15 protein-coding genes are annotated in these 18,523 nt (G+C 62.3%); 7 read left to right on the top strand and 8 right to left on the bottom strand.

Features of this window, described 5'->3' with window-relative positions; translation table 11 throughout:
• Positions 1-366: 366 nt before the first annotated feature.
• Positions 367-1,014, bottom strand: a complete 648-nt coding sequence (locus AC3WWR_RS05370; RefSeq protein ID WP_033044897.1) for a TetR/AcrR family transcriptional regulator — start codon at positions 1,012-1,014, stop codon at positions 367-369.
• A 125-nt stretch (positions 1,015-1,139) separates the two neighbouring features.
• Between AC3WWR_RS05370 and AC3WWR_RS05365 the strand changes: the two genes are divergently transcribed.
• The 7 genes from AC3WWR_RS05365 (at position 1,140) to AC3WWR_RS05335 (ending at position 8,723) form a co-directional block, all read left to right on the top strand.
• On the top strand, positions 1,140-3,176 hold the full coding sequence (locus tag AC3WWR_RS05365; protein ID WP_492598542.1) for an oxidoreductase: 2,037 nt from the start codon (positions 1,140-1,142) through the stop codon (positions 3,174-3,176).
• 126 nt (positions 3,177-3,302) lie between these two features.
• Positions 3,303-4,610 carry a M24 family metallopeptidase gene (locus AC3WWR_RS05360; RefSeq protein WP_033044900.1) on the top strand — a complete coding sequence of 436 codons (1,308 nt, stop codon included), beginning with the start codon at positions 3,303-3,305 and terminating at the stop codon, positions 4,608-4,610.
• Positions 4,611-4,623: 13 nt separating this feature from the next.
• Positions 4,624-5,433 carry an amino acid ABC transporter ATP-binding protein gene (locus AC3WWR_RS05355; protein WP_020800489.1) on the top strand — a complete coding sequence of 270 codons (810 nt, stop codon included), beginning with the start codon at positions 4,624-4,626 and terminating at the stop codon, positions 5,431-5,433.
• A complete protein-coding gene (locus AC3WWR_RS05350) occupies positions 5,433-6,074 on the top strand; it encodes an amino acid ABC transporter permease (protein WP_020800490.1) in 642 nt (213 codons plus the stop codon). The genes AC3WWR_RS05355 and AC3WWR_RS05350 overlap by 1 nt, the downstream gene beginning before the upstream one ends.
• Positions 6,071-6,730, top strand: a complete 660-nt coding sequence (locus AC3WWR_RS05345) for an amino acid ABC transporter permease (protein ID WP_008059832.1) — start codon at positions 6,071-6,073, stop codon at positions 6,728-6,730. The genes AC3WWR_RS05350 and AC3WWR_RS05345 overlap by 4 nt, the downstream gene beginning before the upstream one ends.
• A 58-nt stretch (positions 6,731-6,788) precedes the next feature.
• Positions 6,789-7,622, top strand: coding sequence for a substrate-binding periplasmic protein (locus tag AC3WWR_RS05340; RefSeq protein ID WP_020800492.1), 834 nt, complete (start codon positions 6,789-6,791; stop codon positions 7,620-7,622).
• A 93-nt stretch (positions 7,623-7,715) separates the two neighbouring features.
• Complete coding sequence (locus AC3WWR_RS05335) at positions 7,716-8,723, top strand: Ldh family oxidoreductase (RefSeq protein WP_033044901.1); 1,008 nt, start codon at positions 7,716-7,718, stop codon at positions 8,721-8,723.
• 116 nt (positions 8,724-8,839) lie between these two features.
• Here the strand turns inward: AC3WWR_RS05335 and AC3WWR_RS05330 are convergent, their stop codons facing one another.
• The 7 genes from AC3WWR_RS05330 to AC3WWR_RS05300 form a co-directional block, all read right to left on the bottom strand.
• Positions 8,840-9,493 (bottom strand): TetR/AcrR family transcriptional regulator, encoded by a 654-nt coding sequence (locus tag AC3WWR_RS05330; protein ID WP_050511649.1) that lies wholly within the window; start codon positions 9,491-9,493, stop codon positions 8,840-8,842.
• 32 nt (positions 9,494-9,525) lie between these two features.
• Complete coding sequence (locus AC3WWR_RS05325) at positions 9,526-11,154, bottom strand: methyl-accepting chemotaxis protein (RefSeq protein ID WP_033044903.1); 1,629 nt, start codon at positions 11,152-11,154, stop codon at positions 9,526-9,528.
• 63 nt (positions 11,155-11,217) lie between these two features.
• Entirely contained in the window at positions 11,218-12,369 is a 1,152-nt protein-coding gene (locus AC3WWR_RS05320) for an acyl-CoA dehydrogenase family protein (protein WP_033044904.1), read from the bottom strand.
• A gap of 17 nt (positions 12,370-12,386) precedes the next feature.
• Positions 12,387-13,475 carry an enoyl-CoA hydratase/isomerase family protein gene (locus tag AC3WWR_RS05315; protein ID WP_033044905.1) on the bottom strand — a complete coding sequence of 363 codons (1,089 nt, stop codon included), beginning with the start codon at positions 13,473-13,475 and terminating at the stop codon, positions 12,387-12,389.
• Complete coding sequence (mmsB, locus tag AC3WWR_RS05310; RefSeq protein WP_020800498.1) at positions 13,472-14,368, bottom strand: 3-hydroxyisobutyrate dehydrogenase; 897 nt, start codon at positions 14,366-14,368, stop codon at positions 13,472-13,474. Before mmsB ends, AC3WWR_RS05315 begins: the two co-directional genes overlap by 4 nt.
• A gap of 160 nt (positions 14,369-14,528) precedes the next feature.
• Complete coding sequence (locus AC3WWR_RS05305; protein ID WP_033044906.1) at positions 14,529-16,037, bottom strand: CoA-acylating methylmalonate-semialdehyde dehydrogenase; 1,509 nt, start codon at positions 16,035-16,037, stop codon at positions 14,529-14,531.
• Positions 16,038-16,139: 102 nt separating this feature from the next.
• Positions 16,140-17,843, bottom strand: coding sequence for an AMP-binding protein (locus AC3WWR_RS05300; protein WP_033044907.1), 1,704 nt, complete (start codon positions 17,841-17,843; stop codon positions 16,140-16,142).
• Between the last annotated feature and the right edge of the window lie 680 nt (positions 17,844-18,523).

Genomic DNA, 18,523 nt, shown 5'->3' with positions numbered 1-18,523 from the left:
CGAGAAGCAGGCCGGCAAGCATGAACATAAGCGGGCCATTAAGCAGGCGTGACTCGAAGCGCCCCGCAAATAGGCTGTAGGTAAGAAGGAAGGCGGCAAGCAGCGCCAAGTTCTGATACATCGACGACCTGCCTGTTAAGGGTGGGCAGATGTAGCACGCGACCTTGAAGTAAACACCTTCAGGGTAGCCCCATTTGCAGTTTCGTGGAGAACACCGGAACAATCGCAATGGTTCAGGTACCGACCCCGGACGGGGCTATCGGCTATTCGGGCCAGGCACCGATTGAAGGAATGCCTGGCAGCGGTGCGCCAAAGGGAGCGCCTACCGGGACGCTCTACAAAGAAACTGACTTAAAGTCGATGTTTTCAGACGTTCAAATCGGCACGGCTAAAACCGTTGCGCTGATAAAAGCGCTCCAGCTCACGGGCTTCCGGCTCCCTGCCGGTGAAAATCTTCAGGTACTCGGGGATGTAGCGCATCCGCTGGGCCAGGGGCTCCCGGGTTTTCATGCTGATGTAGCCGATTTGCGTGAGGTAGATCGAACGGGCGCGGGTTATCGCCGCATCGTGTTCAAAGCCGAAACGGTCGAACATCTGCCGCAATGCCTCGACGCGCTGCTCGTCAGCCTCGCCGATTTCCTGCGCCACTTCCGGTGATTGCAACGCCCAACTGCGCATGGCGAACTCGAACTGCGAGTCGAACAAATCGCTGTTCAGCCAGCAGTCGAAGACGTTGAGGATCGCCTCGGTGATGGACTCGGCATAGGCCTGGGATTTGGTCACCAGGTTGAAGGTGTTCTTGTTTTTCCATTGCTCGATCAAGGCGACGAGCAGGGCATCGCGGTCTTCGAAAAACCAGTAGAAGCTGGTGCGCGACAAATTCAGTTTTTTCGCCAGCGGCATCACTCGCACGGCATCGACGCCTGACTCGGTCAGACTTTCGTAGGCCGCATTGAGCCAGGCTTCCAGGGAGCCTCGGCCTGCCGGTTCCGCCGTTGAGATGGTTGCTTTCATGGGCATTTCTTCCCTGCTGAAATTTGCTTTTCGTGGTCAACTGTACACCAGTGTCAAGCCTATTGACACCTGTGTACACAGGGGCATATTGTCGGCGTGCCTGATGACCTGTTTGCGAGACCGATATGAAAAACGATCCGCTACTTCAGCCTTATCGCCTCAAGCATTTGACCCTGCGCAACCGCATCATGACCACCTCCCATGAACCGGCATACCCGGAAGACGGGATGCCGAAAAAGCTCTACCGGGCCTACCACGTTGAACGTGCCAAAGCCGGTGTAGCCATGACCATGACCGCGGGCTCCGCCGCGATCTCCCGTGACAGCCCGCCCGTGTTCAACAACATTCTGGCCTACAAGGACGAAGTGGTCGGCTGGATGAAAGACCTGACCGACGAGTGCCATGAACATGGTGCGGCGGTGATGATCCAGCTCACTCACCTGGGCCGGCGTACCCGCTGGGACAAAGGCGACTGGCTACCGGTGGTGTCGCCCTCCCATAATCAGGAACCCGCACACCGCGCCTTCCCCAAGCAGCTCGAACAGTGGGACATCGACCGCATCATTCGCGACTACGCCGATGCCGCCGAACGCATGAAAGCCGCCGGCCTGGACGGCATCGAGCTGCAAGCCTACGGTCACTTGATGGATCAGTTCTGGTCGCCGCTGACCAACGAACTGGAAGGGCCGTACGGCGGCTCGCTGCAAAACCGCCTGCGCTTTACCTTCGATGTGCTCACGGCCATTCGTAAACGCGTGGGCCCGGAATTTATCGTAGGCATTCGCTACACCGGGGACGAAGTCCTTGCCGGCGGCCTGCAAAAAGAGGAGGGGTTGCAGATCTCCCAACTGTTGAAAGACAGTGGCATGATCGACTTCCTCAATGTGATTCGCGGCAACATCGCCACCGACGCCGGGCTGACCGACATCATCCCGATCCAGGGCATGCGCAATGCGCCGCACCTGGATTTTGCCGGCGAAATCAAGGCGCTGACCGGCTTCCCGACCTTCCATGCAGCGAAAATTCCCGACGTGGCCACGGCGCGTCATGCCATTGCCTCGGGGCTGGTGGACATGGTCGGCATGACCCGCGCGCACATGACCGACCCGCACATCGTGCGCAAGATCATCGAAGGCCGTGAAGACGATATCCGCCCTTGCGTGGGCGCCAACTATTGCCTGGACCGCATTTACAACGCTGGCGCTGCCTACTGCATCCACAACGCCGCGACCGGGCGTGAAACCACCATGCCCCATGAAATACCCAAGGCTGCGCACAAGCGCAAAGTGGTGATTGTCGGTGCCGGCCCTGGTGGCCTGGAAGCGGCACGGGTGGCAGGAGAGCGCGGCCACGAGGTGGTGGTGTATGAGCTGGCGGACAAACCCGGCGGACAGATTCGCCTGACCGCGCAGTCCGAGCGGCGCAAGGAAATGATCAGCATCATCGATTGGCGCATGGCGCAATGCGAGCGCCTTGGCGTGACGTTTCACTTCAACACCTGGGCAGACACCGCGATTGTTCTCGATGAAAATGCCGACGTGGTGATCGTGGCGACCGGGGGCCTGCCGCACACCGAAGTGCTGGAACGCGGCAATCAATTCCTGGTTTCAAGCTGGGACATTATTTCCGGCGACGTGAAGCCTGGGCGCAATGTGCTGGTGTACGACGATGCGGGTGACCATGCCGGCCTGCAATCCGCCGAATTCATCGCCCGCAGTGGCGCCAAGACTGAAATCATGACCCCCGACCGCTCGTTCGCGCCGGAAGTCATGGGCATGAACCTGGTTCCCTACATGCGCTCGTTGCAGCAACTGGACACCACCTTTACCGTCACCTACCGGCTCAAGGCTGTGGAGAAACAAGGCGACCAATTGCTGGCTACGATCGGCACCGATTACAGCGACCTGACCAAAACACGCCGGGTGGATCAGGTGGTGGTCAACCACGGCACCCGGCCGCTGGATGAGCTGTATTTCGAACTCAAGCCCTTGGCCAGCAACGAAGGCGCCGTGGAGTACATGGACCTGATTGTCGGCAAGCCGCAAACCGTTTCGAGCAACCCCGAAGGGCGCTTCCAGTTGTTCCGCATTGGTGATGCCGTGGCGTCGCGCAATACCCATGCGGCCATCTACGATGCCCTGCGGCTGGTCAAGGACCTCTAGCTGCCGTGTGTCGCCCACAACAATAAAGACAGCCGTCACCTGATTTAGAAGCCTTTAGTTACTGCCCCAACAGTTGGACTGATTGAATTTGATGAACATCAAACTCTTCCCAGCGGAGGTTGTTGCATGCATACGGGTTCTGATTCCATTGAGCTGCTCACGGCGTTAACCGAACGCGACCTGCGCTTTCGCAGCGATGCCAAGGTCACTGAACATGCCCTGGCGCCGGTCGACACGGCGTTACTCGATGCGTATTGCGCCATCGACCGCAAAGCCCTGCGTCATTACCGCCTGGAGCGCATTCGCGAGCAACTGCGTGCCCAGGATTACGCCGGCATTCTGTTGGCCGATCCGATCAATATTCGCTATGCCACCGACACCAATAACCTCGGTTTGTGGGTGATGCACTCGCCCAGCCGCTATGTGTTCGTGGCCACCGACGGCCCGGTGGTGCTGTTCGAGTTCACCAGCAGCCGGCACAACAGCGAGCACGTGGAAACCATCGATGAAATTCGTCCGGCGATTCCCTGGCTGTATTTTCTTGCCGGCCCCCGTGTGCAGGAAAAAGCCGAGCGCTGGGCCCAGGAAGTGGCGGACCTGATGGCCCGCCACGGTGGCGGCAATCGCCGCTTGGCAGTGGACCGTTGTGACCCTTGGGGCGCGCAGCGCCTGACGCATAAGGGCATTGAGCTGTTCGATGCGCAGCCGTTGATGGAGCAGGCACGCTTGATCAAATCGGCGGAAGAGGTGGCCAGCCACCGGGTCTCCATGGGCGTGTGCGACCTGGCCATTGCCCGGATGCGCACAAGCCTGGTGCCGGGGGTTACTGAAAACCAGCTGTGGAGCATCATGCACGGGACTAATGTCGCGCACGGCGGGGAATGGGCCGAAAGCCGCTTGCTCAGCTCCGGGCCGCGCACCAACCCGTGGTTCCAGGACGCCACCGACAAGGTCATCAAGGCAGGCGAGATGGTCTGTTTTGACACCGACATGGTCGGGCCCGGTGGTTACCTTTCGGACATCTCTCGCAGCTTCGTCTGCCCCGGCAAGGCGCCGACAACGGCCCAGCGCGACTTGCTGGAAATCGCCTCGCAGCAGATCAATCACAACGTCGAACTGCTGCGCCCGGGCCTGTCCTTTCGCGAGTTTGCCGAACACTGTTGGCCTGTGCCCAAGCGCTTTGAGCACAACCGCTACATGATGATGCTGCACGGCGTCGGCCTGGTGGACGAGTACCCCAGCGTCGCCTACGCCGTGGATTTCGCCGAGTGGGGTTACGACGGCCTGTTCGAGGAAAACATGGTGGTGTCGGTGGAAAGTTACATCGGAGAACAAGGCGGTGGGGAAGGGGTGAAGCTCGAAGAACAGGTGCTGATCAGCGCCAACGGGCCGATAAAACTTTCGCGCACGCCCTTAGTCGACGGCGATCGATAGCTGGAGCAAAAACATGAGCAGTATGACCGTGATCGAATCCGCGCCCTCCTTGGCACCGCGCCCAGTGGCCAGCGCCGAACCGTTCTTGCGCCTGGAGGGAATTCATAAGCAGTTTGGCCCCTATCCCGTCCTGCACGACGTGTGTTTTGAAATGAGCAAGGGCGAGGTGGTGGCCATTATCGGGCCCAGTGGTTCGGGCAAGAGTACCTTGCTGCGCTGTATCAATCAGTTGGAGCCGCCGACCCAGGGCCGGGTCAGTATGGATGGCGTGCACATCGAAGCTGGCAAGGCGCTACCCCGTACAGAGCTGCTCAAGCTACGCCGGCGCATTGGCATGGTGTTCCAGTCGTTTAATCTTTTTCCGCACCTGACGGTACTGCGCAATGTCAGCCTGGCGCAAATCCGTACCTTGGGCCGCAGCGCCAAAGAGGCCGACGCCCGCTCCATGCAACTGCTCGAACGCGTGGGGTTGGCCGACAAGGCCCAGCACTATCCGGCGCGCTGCTCCGGTGGCCAGCAACAACGGATCGCCATCGCCCGTGCCCTGGCACTGGACCCTGAATTGATGCTGTTCGATGAGCCGACCTCGGCGCTGGACCCCGAGCTGGGCCTGGAGGTGCTGGCGGTGATGAAAGAGCTCGCCTGCGAAGGCATGTCGATGATCGTCGTGACCCACGAAATGCACTTCGCCGAAACCGTGTCCGACCGCGTGGTGGTGATGGCCGAGGGGCGAATCATCGAGCAGGGGCCGAGCCAGCAAGTGATGCGTCAGCCCGAGCATGAACGGGTGATCCAGTTCCTCCAGGCCGTGAGGAATCGCTGATGCAAGACATCCTGATGATGCTGTTGAACGGTGTGCCGTGGACCATTGCTGTCACCGTGCTCGCCTTCTGCGTCGGCGTGGTGCTGGGGTTTCCGATCTGTGCCCTGCGCCTGTCCAGGGTCAAGCCCCTGCGTTTTCTGGCGGCCATGCTGGTGCTGACCCTGCGCTCCATTCCGCCGATTGTCTGGCTGTTTTTCATCTTCTTTGGCATCGGTGGCGGCTATATCAGCCTGTCGCCGTTTACCGCGGCAGTGGTCGGCCTGGGGCTGATTACGGCGGCGCACATGTCCGAGGTATACCGCGGTGCTTTCGCGGCGATTCCCACCGGGCAATTCGAAGCCGCCTATGTGCTTAACCTGTCGGCATCGCAACGGTTTTTCGATGTGGTGTTACCGCAGTTGGTGCGCATCGCCATTCCCACCTCGGCCACCTACGCCATTGGCCTGCTCAAGGATTCGGCCGTGGCCTCGACCATTGGCGTCGGCGATATCAGCTTCCAGGCCTATCAAGTTTCACAACAAACCTTTCAGGGCCTGAGCGTCTACAGCGCGGCGGCGGTGGTTTACCTGGTGCTCAGCGTGCCGGTGGCCTTGTTCTCCCGTTGGCTCTCGGCGACGTTGAAACAGAGGATTGCCCGATGAGCGAACTGCTGACGATGTGGGCCCAATGGCTGCCGGAGTTGTGGAAGGGCTTTGTGTTGTCGATGCAGGTCACGGCGGTGAGCCTGGGCCTGGGCATTGTACTGGGGCTGGTGCTGGCACTCGGTGTCTCGGCCCCGAGCCGCTGGTTGCGTTACCCGTCTCTGGTCATCGTGGAGTTGGGGCGCGGTGCGCCGGCGTTGATCCTGCTGCAGTATTTTTACTTTGGCCTGCCCAGCGTCAACCTGACCTTGACCTCGTTCTGGGCTGCCGCGCTGGCCATGGCGTACTGCACGGCGGCCTACACCAGTGAAATCATTCGCGGTGGCATCGAGGCCGTGGCCCCAGGGCAAACCGAGGCCGCTGAGGTGATCGGCCTCAACCGGTTCGACGCCCTGCGCTTTGTGATCCTGCCTCAGGCCTTGCGGGTAGCGCTGCCGTCGCTGCTGGGGTTCTCGATCATGATGTTCCAGGCCTCGTCGCTGTGTTTCACCATCGCCCTGCCAGAAATTGTCAGCCGGGCGTCCTCCATAGGTTCCTCCACGTTTGAGTACATGCCGGTGCTGATCCTGGCCGGTTTGATGTATGCCGCTGTCTGTGCTCCGGCAACCCTGGGCGTGGCGGCGCTGGAAAAAAGACTGGCACCCAGCCAGCCATAACAACAAATGCCACTCACGCCGTTTTCGGCTGCTGCTCTCTTATTGCAAAGGTGACGTCATGACTCGCTCATTCAAACATTTTACCCGTTGGATGTTCTTGTGTTCGACCCTGGCTGGCGCGCCATACGCCCTGGCCGAATGCACCCCGGCGAACCAGTTTGAAACCATTACGCCGGGTGTGCTGACCGTGGCGGCGTACGTCTTCCCGCCTTACTCGATACCGGGACCGAACAACCAGTTGAGCGGCGTGGATGGCGAGATCATCAAGCGCATCGCCGAGCGCGAATGCCTGAAGGTCAAGACCATGGTGGTGGACACCGCAGCGGTGGTGCAGGCGGTGGTGGCAAAGCGCGCCGATGTCGGCATCGGTGACTGGTACCGCACGGCAGAGCGCAGCAAGGCGTTGGGGTTGTCGGCACCGTTGTACCTGGACGTGATGGGCATTATTTCGGATGAGGGCTACACGAAGATTTCCGAACTGGACGGCAAGCGCATCGGCACCGTGCAGGGCTACCTGTGGGTGGACGATTTGAAGAAGACCTTTGGCGACAATCTGGTGCTCTACCCGAACCCGGTGGCCATGGCGCAGGACCTGGCGTCCAAGCGCATCCAGGTCGGTGCGGACAGCTTCGCGGTGGGGGTTTCTTCGCAGCAGAAGGGCGCGTACCCCGGCAAGAGCATCAAGGTGTCTGAGCCCGATCAACGGGTCAAGGCCACGCTTGAGCCTGGGCAAAGTGCCTTCCCGTACACCAAGTCCAACGCAGCCTTGGGCGAGGCGCTGGGCAAGAACATCCAGGCCTTGCATGCCTCGGGCGAAATCGCTGAAATCCTCGCCTCGTTTGGCCTGGACCGCGAGGCTGCGAAGGTGGGTGAGCCGAGGATGATTCAGTAAAGATAATCAACTGGGCGAGCAGGAGCGGCCAGCGCCGCTCCTGCAGGTTCTCAAGCTGCGGCACACCTACAATCCGAGAATATTGAAGCCACCATGGACGACGATAAACCCCACAAGCGCCTGTCTCTGGCCGAGGCCACCACCTTCGCACAACAACTCTGCCTGGCCCACGGAACCAGCCAGGCCGTGGCCTCGGCGCTTGCCAACGCCACGGTATCAGCCCAGGCCCATGGCCAACACGAGGTCGGTTTCGGGCATTTGCCTGACTACCTCAGCGGCTTTGCCACCGGCCGAATCGCCAGGGCTGCCGAGCCCTTCGTGTCCCAGGTCGCGCCGGCCATGATCCGCTGCGATGCGGACCAAGGCATCGCGCAACTGGGCTTCGATCGCGCTTTCCCAGTGCTGTGTAGCAATGCGCATCAACTGGGTATTGCCCTGTTTGCGCAGTTCAACGCTTTCACCTGTGGCGAGTTGGGCTATTACACCCGTCGCCTGGCGCGCGAGGGGCTGGTCGCGTTGGCGTTCACCAATGGCTCACCGCTGCTCACCGTGGCGGGCCAGAGCCGGCCGCTGTACTCCACCAACCCCATCGCATTTGCCGCCGCCAGTGCTGCAGGTCGTTTACTGGCGATCGACCAAGCCAGCAGCGCCACGGCCTACGTAAACCTGCTTCGGGCCGCTGAAGCGGGGGAGGCGATACCGCCAGGCTGGGCGGTTGATGCACAAGGCAATGAAACGCGCAGCGCGCGGGAGGCACTGCGCGGGACGTTGCTGGCGTTCGGGGGCGGGCGCGGCGCCAACATCGCGTTGATGGTCGAGGTGCTCGCGGCGGGTTTGACGGGGGCCAATTGGTCGTTGGATGCAGCCGATTTCCGTTCCGGCAGCGAATCCCCAGGGGCTGGCATGCTGGTGATTGGCATTGCTCCCAGGTTGCTGGACGAGTGCTTTGCCTCACGTCTGGGCGAGCAGATGACGCGGCTTGAAACCTTGGGCGTTTACCTGCCGGGCAAGGCCAAAGAGCAAGCCTATGCCCGTGCGGTCCGCGAGGGCATCAGCCTGCCGTTATCGGCGTACGACGCGTTCAAGGCGCAGGTGGAATAGTCAAACCCTTCGCCACCGCCGGCCGCGGCAGAAAACTTTCAAGCGCAGCGGTCACGCTGGGCCGTGCTTGCCCAGCTGCTGTCACTGCGCTACCGGCCAGGCATTGCCACGGCCGATCATGAGGCTTTAAGCCCGGGAGCCTGCAACGCCCCCTGCAGGGCGCCCATGACCATGTCATGCAGCAGCTTGCGCCGTGTTCCCTTGCCGGCCGGCGACTCTGCAATCCAGGCCGGCAGTTGGTTGAGCAGGGACACGATGCCGCTCAAGGTAGAGCGCAGGGGGACGCTCGCCGGTTCACCGGTGAGCTGTTCAATCGTGGTCACCAGGTGTTCCTCGTAGCGCCTGCGCAACGCCAGGATCGAGCCAAGCTGTTCGCTGTCCAGGCAATGGAGGTCATGCTCGGCCAGGCGAAAATGCGCCGCCATGTGCTCGTGCAGCAGCAGGTGCGCCTCAAGCAAAGCCTGCAGTCGTGCCGCGGGGCTGGATTTGCGCCGGTTCACCAGGCGGGCACCCTGCAGCAACTGTTCGTAGAGCTCCTCGATCAATTCGAATAGCAGTGCTTCCTTGCTGTCGATGTGGTTGTAGATGGAGCCGACCTTGATCCCCAGGTAAGCGGCCAGGTCGCGCATGCTGACCCGGCTGAAACCACATCGGGCAAACAGCTCGAGGGCTTTTTGCCGGGTTTCCAGGTAGCGGGAGTGGTGCACCTGGTCGATGGCCCCCGCAAACGAAGAGCCGGGGCGGGATGCAATGGGTTGCGAGGCTGTCATCTAGTCGATACCTCCATCGTTGCTGATCCATTTCAAAGGCGGAACTGCCCCAATAGTCGATTGAGCTGGCCCGCCAGCTGCCCCAGGTTCTGGCTGGCCTCGTTGGACTGATCCGCCGCCAGGGCATTCTCGTGGGCCAGCGAGGCGGCGTGGGTGACATTCTGGTTGATGTCCTCGACCACGTGGGATTGCTCCAGGGTGGCACTGGCAATCGAGGCGTTCAGTTCCGTGAGATTGCGCAGCGCGGTGATGACCAGGTGCAGGCTTTCACCGGTTTCGCGGGCCTGTACCACGGTTTGGCGAGCGGCCTGGCTGCTGGCATTGATGACATCGACCGCCGCTTCGGAGTTGCCCTGCAGGCGTTCGATCATGCCCTGGATCTGCGCGGTGGACTGCTGGGTGCGCTGCGCCAGCAGGCGCACTTCGTCTGCCACCACGGCGAAGCCACGACCCTGTTCACCCGCGCGCGCGGCCTCGATGGCGGCGTTCAGCGCGAGCAGGTTGGTCTGTTCGGCGATGGCGCGGATCACCTCCAGCACGCTGCCGATCTGCGTGCTTTCCTGCGCCAGGCTCTGGATCACTTCGACAGCCTGGCCGATGGTCTCGGACAACTGGTCGATCTGGCGCAGGCTGCTGTCGATGTTGTGCTGGCCCTGGCGTGCCTGCTCATCGGCCTGGCGTACTTCATTGGCAGCGTGTTCGGCGTTCTTCGCCACGTCCTGCACGGCATAGGACACTTCGTGGATGGCGGCGGCCACCAGTTCCATTTGCTGGGATTGCTGTTGGCTGTGGCGCTGGCTGTTGCTGGCAATCTCGCCCAGCGATTGCGAGGCCTGGTCCAGGTTGCCAGCGGTCTGCATGGACTGGCCGATCACAGCGCGCAGCTTGTGGGTGAACGCGTTGAAGTGGCTGCTCAGAGCGGTCAGTTCATCGCGCCAGCGACTGTCCAGGTTGTGGGTCAGGTCGGCTTCGCCGCTGGCGATGTTCTCCATGGCATTGACCACCTGCGCCAGGGGCAAGGCGATGCTGCGGGCAATCAGCAGGATCAGCGCGCTGAGCAGCAGGGCGATGGTCAGTACGATGACGAAAGCCTGTATCAGCTGGCGGCGGAACTCCACTTGTACGTCGTCGATGTAGATGCCCGAGCCGACGATCCAGCCCCAGGGCTTGAACAGTTCGACGTAGGAAACCTTCTCCACCGGCGCGTCGGAGCCCGGCTTTGGCCATCGGTAGTGCACCAGGCCGGAGCCATCGCGGTTTGCCACGGCGACCATTTCGTCGAACAGTGCCTTGCCGTCAGGGTCGCGGGTGCCCGCCATGCGCTTGCCCTCGAGCTTGGCATTGGGGTGCATGACCATGCGAGTGTCGAGATCTTCGATCCAGAAGTAGTCGTCGTGGCCGTAGCGCAGGTTGCGTATGACCGCGCTGGCCTGTTGTTGCGCTTGCCCACGCTCGAGACCCTGGCCTTCCAGGGCCTGGAAATGACGCAGGATGCCGCTGACGGTCTCGACCACGTGACGGGTTTTCAGGGCCTTGGCCGCATAGAGATCGTCATGGTTCTGCTTGAGCATCAGGCCGGCGAGAATCAGCAGCATCAGGATGGACGTCAGCAAGATCAACCACAGGCGGCGGCTGATGGAAAAATTACGCAGGCCGAGCATGGGCAACTCCAGAAGGGGCAGGCAAGGGGGCAGCCGGCGCGCAGGGCGCGGCCGGCCAAGGGCTCAGAGCGCGTAGTGGGCCAGCTCGCGTGCGATCAGCAGGCGCTGCACCTCGCTGGTGCCTTCGTAGATCTGGGTGATGCGCGCATCGCGGTAGTAGCGCTCCACGGGGTAATCCTCCAGGTAGCCATAACCACCATGGATCTGCAGGGCGCTGGAGCACACGCGCTCAGCCATTTCCGAGGCGAACAGCTTGGCCTGGGACGCTTCTGACAAGCACGGTTGCCCGGCGCTTTTCAGGCGCGCGGCATGCAGCACCAGCAGGCGGGCAGCATTGAGCCGGGTGTGCATATCGGCGAGCAGGTTGGACACGCTCTGGTGTTCGATGATCGGCTTGGCGAACTGGATGCGTTCGCGGGCATACCCCAGCGCAGCCTCGAAGGCGGCGCGGGCGATGCCCAGGGACTGGGCGGCGATGCCGATGCGACCGCCTTCAAGGTTCGACAGGGCAATGGCCAGGCCCTTGCCGCGCTCGCCGAGCAAATGGTCCTGGGGGATCGTGCAGTTATCCAACGTCACCGCGCAGGTATCGGAGGCCTTGATCCCCATCTTGTGTTCGCTGCGATCGACCACGAAGCCGGGATTGTCGGTGGACACCAGGAACGCCGACAGGCCCTTCTTGCCCAGTTCCGGATCGGTGACGGCAAAGACAATGGCCAGCTTGGCACGCTTGCCGTTGCTGACGAATTGCTTGGCACCATTGAGTACCCACTGACCGTCGCGCAGTTCGGCGCGCGTGCGCAAGTTGTGCGCTTCGGTGCCCGCCTGTGGCTCGGTCAGGCAGAAGCAGCCAATGGCCTGGCCGCTGGCCAGGAGTGGCAGCCAGGTGTCTTGCTGGGAAGGGCTGCCATATTTGAGCAGCGGGCCGCAGCCCACTGAGTTGTGGATGCTCATCAAGGCGCCGAGGGCGCCGTCGCCGGCCGAGATTTCCTCCACGGCCAGGGCGTAGGCCACATAGTCGGTGTAACTGCCACCCCAGGTGTCCGGCACCACCATGCCCAGCAGGCCCAGTTCACCCATCTGCGCCACCACGGCATCATCGATCCAGCCGGCCTTTTCCCAGGCCTGTGCCTGCGGGCCGACTTCGCTGCGGGCGAAGTCGCGTGCCATGTCGCGGATCATGCGTTGTTCTTCGGTCAATTCGATATCGTGCATTGCGAGTCTCCTGCCGTTCAGGCGGTACGAAGGGGTTTGCCAGAGGCCGGGCGAAAGTCGCTGAAGAAAGCCTGCACCCGCGCTGGCACCAGTTCCGTCAGGGTTGGCGGGTTCCAGCGTGGGGTCTTGTCCTTGTCGATGATCAGTGCGCGCACACCCTCCATCAGGTCGCCTTTGTCGAACCACTGGTAGTCCAGGTGCAGCTCCAGGGCAAAGCAGTCGGCCAGGCTCAAGTATCGACCGCGGCGCAACAGTTCCAGGGTCGTAGCCATTGCCAGTGGCGAGCGGCTGTCGAGCAGCGCAACCGTCTGTTCGGCCCAGTCGCGCAGCTCGGGACGTTGCTCGCGCTGCAGCGCATTGCGAATCGCCGACACATCAGGCAGGGAGAAATAGTCATCGATCACCTGGCGGTAAGCCTTGAGTTCCGATCCGGCAATACGCTCGGCGGCCAGCCCCGCCAGCAGGTCTTGCAAGTCTTCTGCGGGCGCACGGGTCCAGTTCAAGTGATCCAGGGCGGCATCCAGTTCGACCAGGCGCTCGCTGGGCAGGTAGTAGTCGGCGAGGTCGGCATAGAGCGCATCGGCAGCCCGTACCTGGCAGCCGGTGACGCCCAGGTAGATACCCAACTCGCCGGGAAGCCGCGGCAGGAAATAGCTGCCACCGACATCGGGGAAAAAGCCGATGCCGACTTCCGGCATGCCCATGCGCGTGCGCTCGGTGATCACCCGCAGCGAAGCCGCCTGCGCCAGGCCCATGCCGCCGCCCAGGACGAAACCGTCCAGCAGCGCCAGCACCGGTTTGGCGTAGCCGTGCAGGTATTCGTCCAGGGCGTATTCCTCTTCGAGAAACAGCTCGTGCAGGTTGCTACCGGCCTTGTGACTGTCGTACAGCATGCGGATGTCGCCACCGGCGCAGAAGGCTTTTTCCCCGGCACCACGCAGGGTGACGGCGACGATGTCCGGGTCTTGTTCCCAGATCCACAGGTACTGGCAAAGCAGCTTCACCGTCGGCAGGTCGAGGGTGTTCAGCGCGCTGGGCCGGTTCAGTGTCAGGTGGCCGATGCGGTTGCGCACACAGGCCAGCACCGGGGCTTGCTGCTCGCTCATGCCTGGGCTTCCCCTTGGAACAGTTTGATGATGGCGGAGAAGTCCAGGCCGCCATGACCTTGCAGGCTGAAGGTCTGGTACAGCTGCTGGGCGGCAGCACCGAGCACCACCGGCTGACGCGCGTGTTTGGCTGCTTCGGTAGCGAGGCTGAGATCCTTGAGCATCAGGTCGGTGCCGAAGCCGCCACTGTAGCCACGGGAGGCCGGAGCATTTTCCAGCACGCCCGGGAACGGATTATTGATCTCCGAACTCCAGCAGCGACCGGTGGAGGTGCCGATGACACCGGCCAGCACCTTGGCGTCCATGCCCAGGGCCACACCCAGGGCCATGGCCTCGGCGACGCCGACCATGGAGATGCCGAGCAGCATGTTGTTGGCGATCTTGGCCACTTGGCCGTTACCGGCTTCGCCGCAGCGCACGATGTTCCTGCCCATGGCCGAGAGGATCGGCAAGGCCTGGTCGAATACGCTGACGGGGCCGCCGACCATGAACGTCAGGGTGCCTGCCGTCGCACCGCCGGTGCCGCCGGAGACCGGCGCGTCGAGCATCGAGTTGCCTTGGGCGAGGGCGAGTCTGGAAACTTCGCGCGCACTCAGCGGGTCGATGGTCGAACTGTCTATCAACAGCACACCTGGGCCGATGTTGGCCAACAGGCCGTCCTTGGCGCAATAGACCTGTTTCACGTGGTGTGCGGTTGGCAGCATGGTGATGATCACTTCCACCCCGGCCTTGGCCACGCCTGCGGGTGAGTCGGCGGCGCTGGCGCCGGCCTCCACCAACGCGGCGACTGCCTGCGCGAAGGGATCGAAGACGGTCAGGCTGTGGCCCGCCTTGAGCAGGTTGCGGGCCATTGGGCCGCCCATGTTGCCGAGGCCGAGAAATCCGATATGCATGATGGCTACCTTTTGCGTGTGTGGTGGCGAGGGGATCTACCGAAACGTTGCACCGCCCCGTTGGGTCGCGAAGCGGCCCCAATCCAGACAACTCGGTCTGTTTGAACGGTCGCTGGGGCTGCTTCGCAGCCCCAGCGGGGATGAATCCCCTCGCCACAGATCATTTGAGGGTGATAGTGGTGTTCACCGCGCCAACGTCGTCGTCCTCGTCGAACCAGCGTTGGGTGATCGTCTTGGTCTGGGTGTAGAAGGTCACCACTTGCTTGCCGTAAGGGCCCAGGTCGCCGAGCTTGGAGGCGCGCGAACCGGAGAAGGAGAACAGCGGGACCGGTACCGGGATCGGCACGTTGATGCCCACCTGGCCAACGTCGATTTCCTCCTGGAAGTGACGGGCCGCCGCGCCGGAGCGGGTGAACAGGGCGGTACCGTTGCCATTCGGGTTGGCGTTGATGATCTCGATCGCCTCGCTCAGGCTGGCGGCCTGCATGACGCACAGCACCGGGCCGAAGATTTCTTCGCGGTACACGGACATTTGCGCAGTGACGTTGGAGAAGATGGTCGGGCCGACGAAGTTGCCGTCCTGGTAGCCAGGCACGCTCGGGTTGCGGCCATCCAGTTCGAGTTTGGCGCCTTCTTCGATGCCACTGGCGATCAGGCTGTTGACGCGATCCAGGGCAGCGCAGGAAATGACCGGGCCGATGTCGGTGCCAGGTTCGGTGCCGCCATTGATCTTGAGGGTTTTGGTCCGCTCGATCAGGTCCGGCAACCAGGTCTGCGCTTCACCTACCAGAATCACTACCGGCAGGGCCATGCAGCGCTGGCCAGCGGCGCCGAAGGAAGCGCCCAGCAGGTTGTTCAAGGTCTGCTGCTTGTTGGCATCGGGCAGGACGATGGCGTGGTTCTTCGCGCCCATCATGCACTGTGCGCGTTTGCCGTTTTGCGTGGCGCGGTTGTAGACGTGAGTGCCGACCTTGGTCGAACCCACGAAAGACACGGCCTTGATGTCCGGATGATCACAAATCAGGTTCACCGCATCGACGCCGCCGTGGATGACGTTGAGTACGCCCTTGGGTACACCGGCCTCCAGCGCCAGTTCGACGAGGCGCATGGTCACCAGTGGGTCTTGCTCGGACGGCTTGAGGACGAAGGTGTTGCCGGTGGCGATGGCCATCGGGAACATCCACAATGGGATCATCGCCGGGAAGTTGAACGGGGTGATGCCGGCGCACACGCCCAGCGGCTGCATCAAGGTGTAGGTGTCGACGCCGTTGGCGACGTTGTTGGCCAACTCGCCCATCTGCAGGTTACCTATGGAGGTGGCGTGCTCGACCACTTCCAGGCCGCGGAACACATCACCTTCGGCATCCGGCAGGGTCTTGCCCTGTTCGGCGGTGAGCAGGGCGGCGAGTTCCTTGATGTTCTCGCGGATCAGCTGCTGGTATTTGAAGAAGATCCGCGAGCGGGCGCCGATCGGGGTCTTGCGCCAGGTCTTGAAGGCTTCCTTGGCGCTGGCCACGGCGGCATCCATTTCCTCGGCGGTGGCGAATGGCACACGAGCGAGGACTTCCTGGGTGGCCGGGTTGACCACGTTACGCCACTCGGTACTGCGCGATTCGACGAACTCGCCGTTGATGAGGAGCTTGACGCTTGGAACGCTGGATGAGGTCATTTTCGGGTCCTGTCTGCTTTCTTTGAGTCGAGAGTGGCCCCTCGGCCTGGTTGGCCGAGTGGTCGGAGGTGAGTTCAGGAGGGCCGGCGCACCGGCCCGGATTCAGCCCTTGAGCTGAGGGAAGTCTTCTTCGAAGTACTCTTGTGCGCCGCGCGCGTCACTCTGCCGACGCTGCACTTCCATCTGGCGCAGCTCCACCCGACGGATTTTCCCGGAGATGGTCTTGGGCAGCTCGGTGACGAACTCGATGCGTCGCACTCGCTTGTACGGCGCCAGGTGCTCGCGGGCAAAGGCGAGGATATTGCCGGCGAGCTCGGCGCTGCCGGGTTCGTCATGGGCCAGGATCAGGAACGCCTTGGGCACGGCCAGGCGCAGCGGGTCGGGGCTGGGGACCACGGCGCATTCCATCACCGCCGGGTGCTCGATCAGAGCGCTCTCCAGTTCAAAGGGGCTGATGCGGTAGTCGGAGGCCTTGAACACGTCGTCGGCGCGACCGACAAAGGTGACGTAGCCATCATCGTCAATCTGCGCGGTGTCGCCGGTGCGGTAGTAACCGTCGCGCATCACCTCGGCGGTTTTTTCCGGACTGTCCTCATAGCACAGCATCAGGCCAAGTGGGCGCACGTCCAGCGGCAAGGCGACTTCGCCCTCATTGCCAGGTGCCCCGTCGGGGTCGAGCATGGTCACTCGGTAGCCCGGCAGCGGACGACCCATGGAACCGGGCTTGAGCAATTGGCCGGGCGTATTGCCGACCAGGGCGGTGGTTTCCGACTGGCCGAAACCGTCGCGCAATGGCAAGTCCCAGGCATGCAGGATCTGCTCGATGATTTCCGGGTTGAGCGGCTCACCGGCGCCCACCAGTTCGCGCAGGCACAGGCGCTCCTTGTAACTGGCCAGGTCCTCCTGGATCATCATGCGCCAGACCGTGGGCGGGGCGCACAGGCTGGTGACGCCATAGCGCTCCAGGGCACCCAGCAGGGCAGGGGCGCTGAAGCGCGCCACGTTATGGATGAAGATGCAGGCGCCGGCGTTCCAGGGGGCAAAGAGGCAACTCCAGGCGTGCTTGGCCCAGCCCGGTGACGAGATGTTCAAGTGCAGGTCGCCCGGCTGCAGGCCGATCCAGTACATGGTCGACAAGTGGCCGACCGGATAGCTCTGGTGGCTGTGCAACACCATCTTTGGCTTGGAGGTGGTGCCGGAGGTGAAGTACAGCAGCATCGGGTCGGTGGCCAGGGTGCGACCCTCGCTGTCGAACTGCTCGGAGTATTCGCTGGCGGCGCTGTGGGGTGTCCAGCCGGCGGGGGCCGGGCCGACGCAGACGCGGCTGCAGCCTTCACCCAGGCCGTCGAACTTGTCGACATGGGCGGCACCGACCACCAGATGGCGAACCTGGCCACGTTCGATACGATCGGCCAGGTCATCGCAAGTCAGCAGTGCGGTGGCAGGGATGACCACGGCGCCCAGCTTGAAGGCGGCCAACATGGTTTCCCACAGGGCTACGTCGTTGCCGAGCATCAGCAGGATGCGCTCGCCACGGCGCACGCCAAGGGCACGCAGGTGGTTGGCCACCTGGTTGGAGCGCGCGGCCAGTTGCTGGAAGCTGTAGCGCTGCTCGCTGCCGTCTTCTTCGACGATCCACAGGGCGTTGGCCTGGTTACCTTCGGCCATGGCATCGAAGTAATCCAGCGCCCAGTTGAATTCACTCAGTTGCGGCCACTGGAAGTCCCGTGTGGCAGTGGCGTAGTCGGTACGGTGGGCCAGCAGGAAATCACGAGCTTTGATGAAGGGTTGGCAGTTGCTGTTCATTGGAGTCTCCATCGATCGCGGGGGCGATCGGCGCGGTAACGGGTACGGGATGGTCAGGCGGCGAGGGGCGCTTCGCTGCGGGCGGCGATGCGTACGTGACGCGTGCGGGTACCTGAGAGCGGGGAGACGATGGCAAGCATGGATGTCTTCACGGTGTATGCCCTTGTTTGTTTTTGTTGGGTCTGGCCCGGATCATGACCGGTGCTTGAGTCCAGTATATGCATGCAAAAATGAATTAAAAATGCTCATAAAAGCCGGTGCGTTGTGCAGAAAAGTCATAGCTGTGGTGCGTTGGATGGCAGGCCAATCGCACTGTCAGGTAATGCGGGTCGCCCTTACTGTAGGAGTCAGGCTTGCCGGCGAAGGCGTCCAGGCGGCCAATGGAGATTTTGTGACTGAGTACATATCCATTGCTGCGGTAACGGCCACTTAGGGTTTCGCTTTTACTGTAGGAGCCAGGCTTGCCGGCGAAGGCGTCCTGGCAGACGATAGTTGTCTTTCAGGCGTACATATCCGTTGCTGCGGTAACGGCCACTTATGGTTTCGCTTTTACAGCGAGTCACTTTGAGAAGCGGAACGCCGCCCGGCGCAAAGTAACCAAACGCTCTTGCCCCTGGCGTTCGGTGCCTCGCTAAGGCTCGGCATGCCCTCGCTCCGGTCCTGCTCCGTGGGTCGCCGCG

Source organism: Pseudomonas sp. EB271-G4-1 (assembly GCF_058791355.1).
This window is presented reverse-complemented; position numbering and strand designations above follow the sequence as displayed.

Coding starts and splice junctions, on each gene's coding strand:
- AC3WWR_RS05370 (WP_033044897.1), bottom strand. CDS start 1,014: ATGAAAGCAACCATCTCAACGGCGGAACCGGCAGGCCGAGGCTCCCTG.
- AC3WWR_RS05365 (WP_492598542.1), top strand. CDS start 1,140: ATGAAAAACGATCCGCTACTTCAGCCTTATCGCCTCAAGCATTTGACC.
- AC3WWR_RS05360 (WP_033044900.1), top strand. CDS start 3,303: ATGCATACGGGTTCTGATTCCATTGAGCTGCTCACGGCGTTAACCGAA.
- AC3WWR_RS05355 (WP_020800489.1), top strand. CDS start 4,624: ATGAGCAGTATGACCGTGATCGAATCCGCGCCCTCCTTGGCACCGCGC.
- AC3WWR_RS05350 (WP_020800490.1), top strand. CDS start 5,433: ATGCAAGACATCCTGATGATGCTGTTGAACGGTGTGCCGTGGACCATT.
- AC3WWR_RS05345 (WP_008059832.1), top strand. CDS start 6,071: ATGAGCGAACTGCTGACGATGTGGGCCCAATGGCTGCCGGAGTTGTGG.
- AC3WWR_RS05340 (WP_020800492.1), top strand. CDS start 6,789: ATGACTCGCTCATTCAAACATTTTACCCGTTGGATGTTCTTGTGTTCG.
- AC3WWR_RS05335 (WP_033044901.1), top strand. CDS start 7,716: ATGGACGACGATAAACCCCACAAGCGCCTGTCTCTGGCCGAGGCCACC.
- AC3WWR_RS05330 (WP_050511649.1), bottom strand. CDS start 9,493: ATGACAGCCTCGCAACCCATTGCATCCCGCCCCGGCTCTTCGTTTGCG.
- AC3WWR_RS05325 (WP_033044903.1), bottom strand. CDS start 11,154: ATGCTCGGCCTGCGTAATTTTTCCATCAGCCGCCGCCTGTGGTTGATC.
- AC3WWR_RS05320 (WP_033044904.1), bottom strand. CDS start 12,369: ATGCACGATATCGAATTGACCGAAGAACAACGCATGATCCGCGACATG.
- AC3WWR_RS05315 (WP_033044905.1), bottom strand. CDS start 13,475: ATGAGCGAGCAGCAAGCCCCGGTGCTGGCCTGTGTGCGCAACCGCATC.
- mmsB (WP_020800498.1), bottom strand. CDS start 14,368: ATGCATATCGGATTTCTCGGCCTCGGCAACATGGGCGGCCCAATGGCC.
- AC3WWR_RS05305 (WP_033044906.1), bottom strand. CDS start 16,037: ATGACCTCATCCAGCGTTCCAAGCGTCAAGCTCCTCATCAACGGCGAG.
- AC3WWR_RS05300 (WP_033044907.1), bottom strand. CDS start 17,843: ATGAACAGCAACTGCCAACCCTTCATCAAAGCTCGTGATTTCCTGCTG.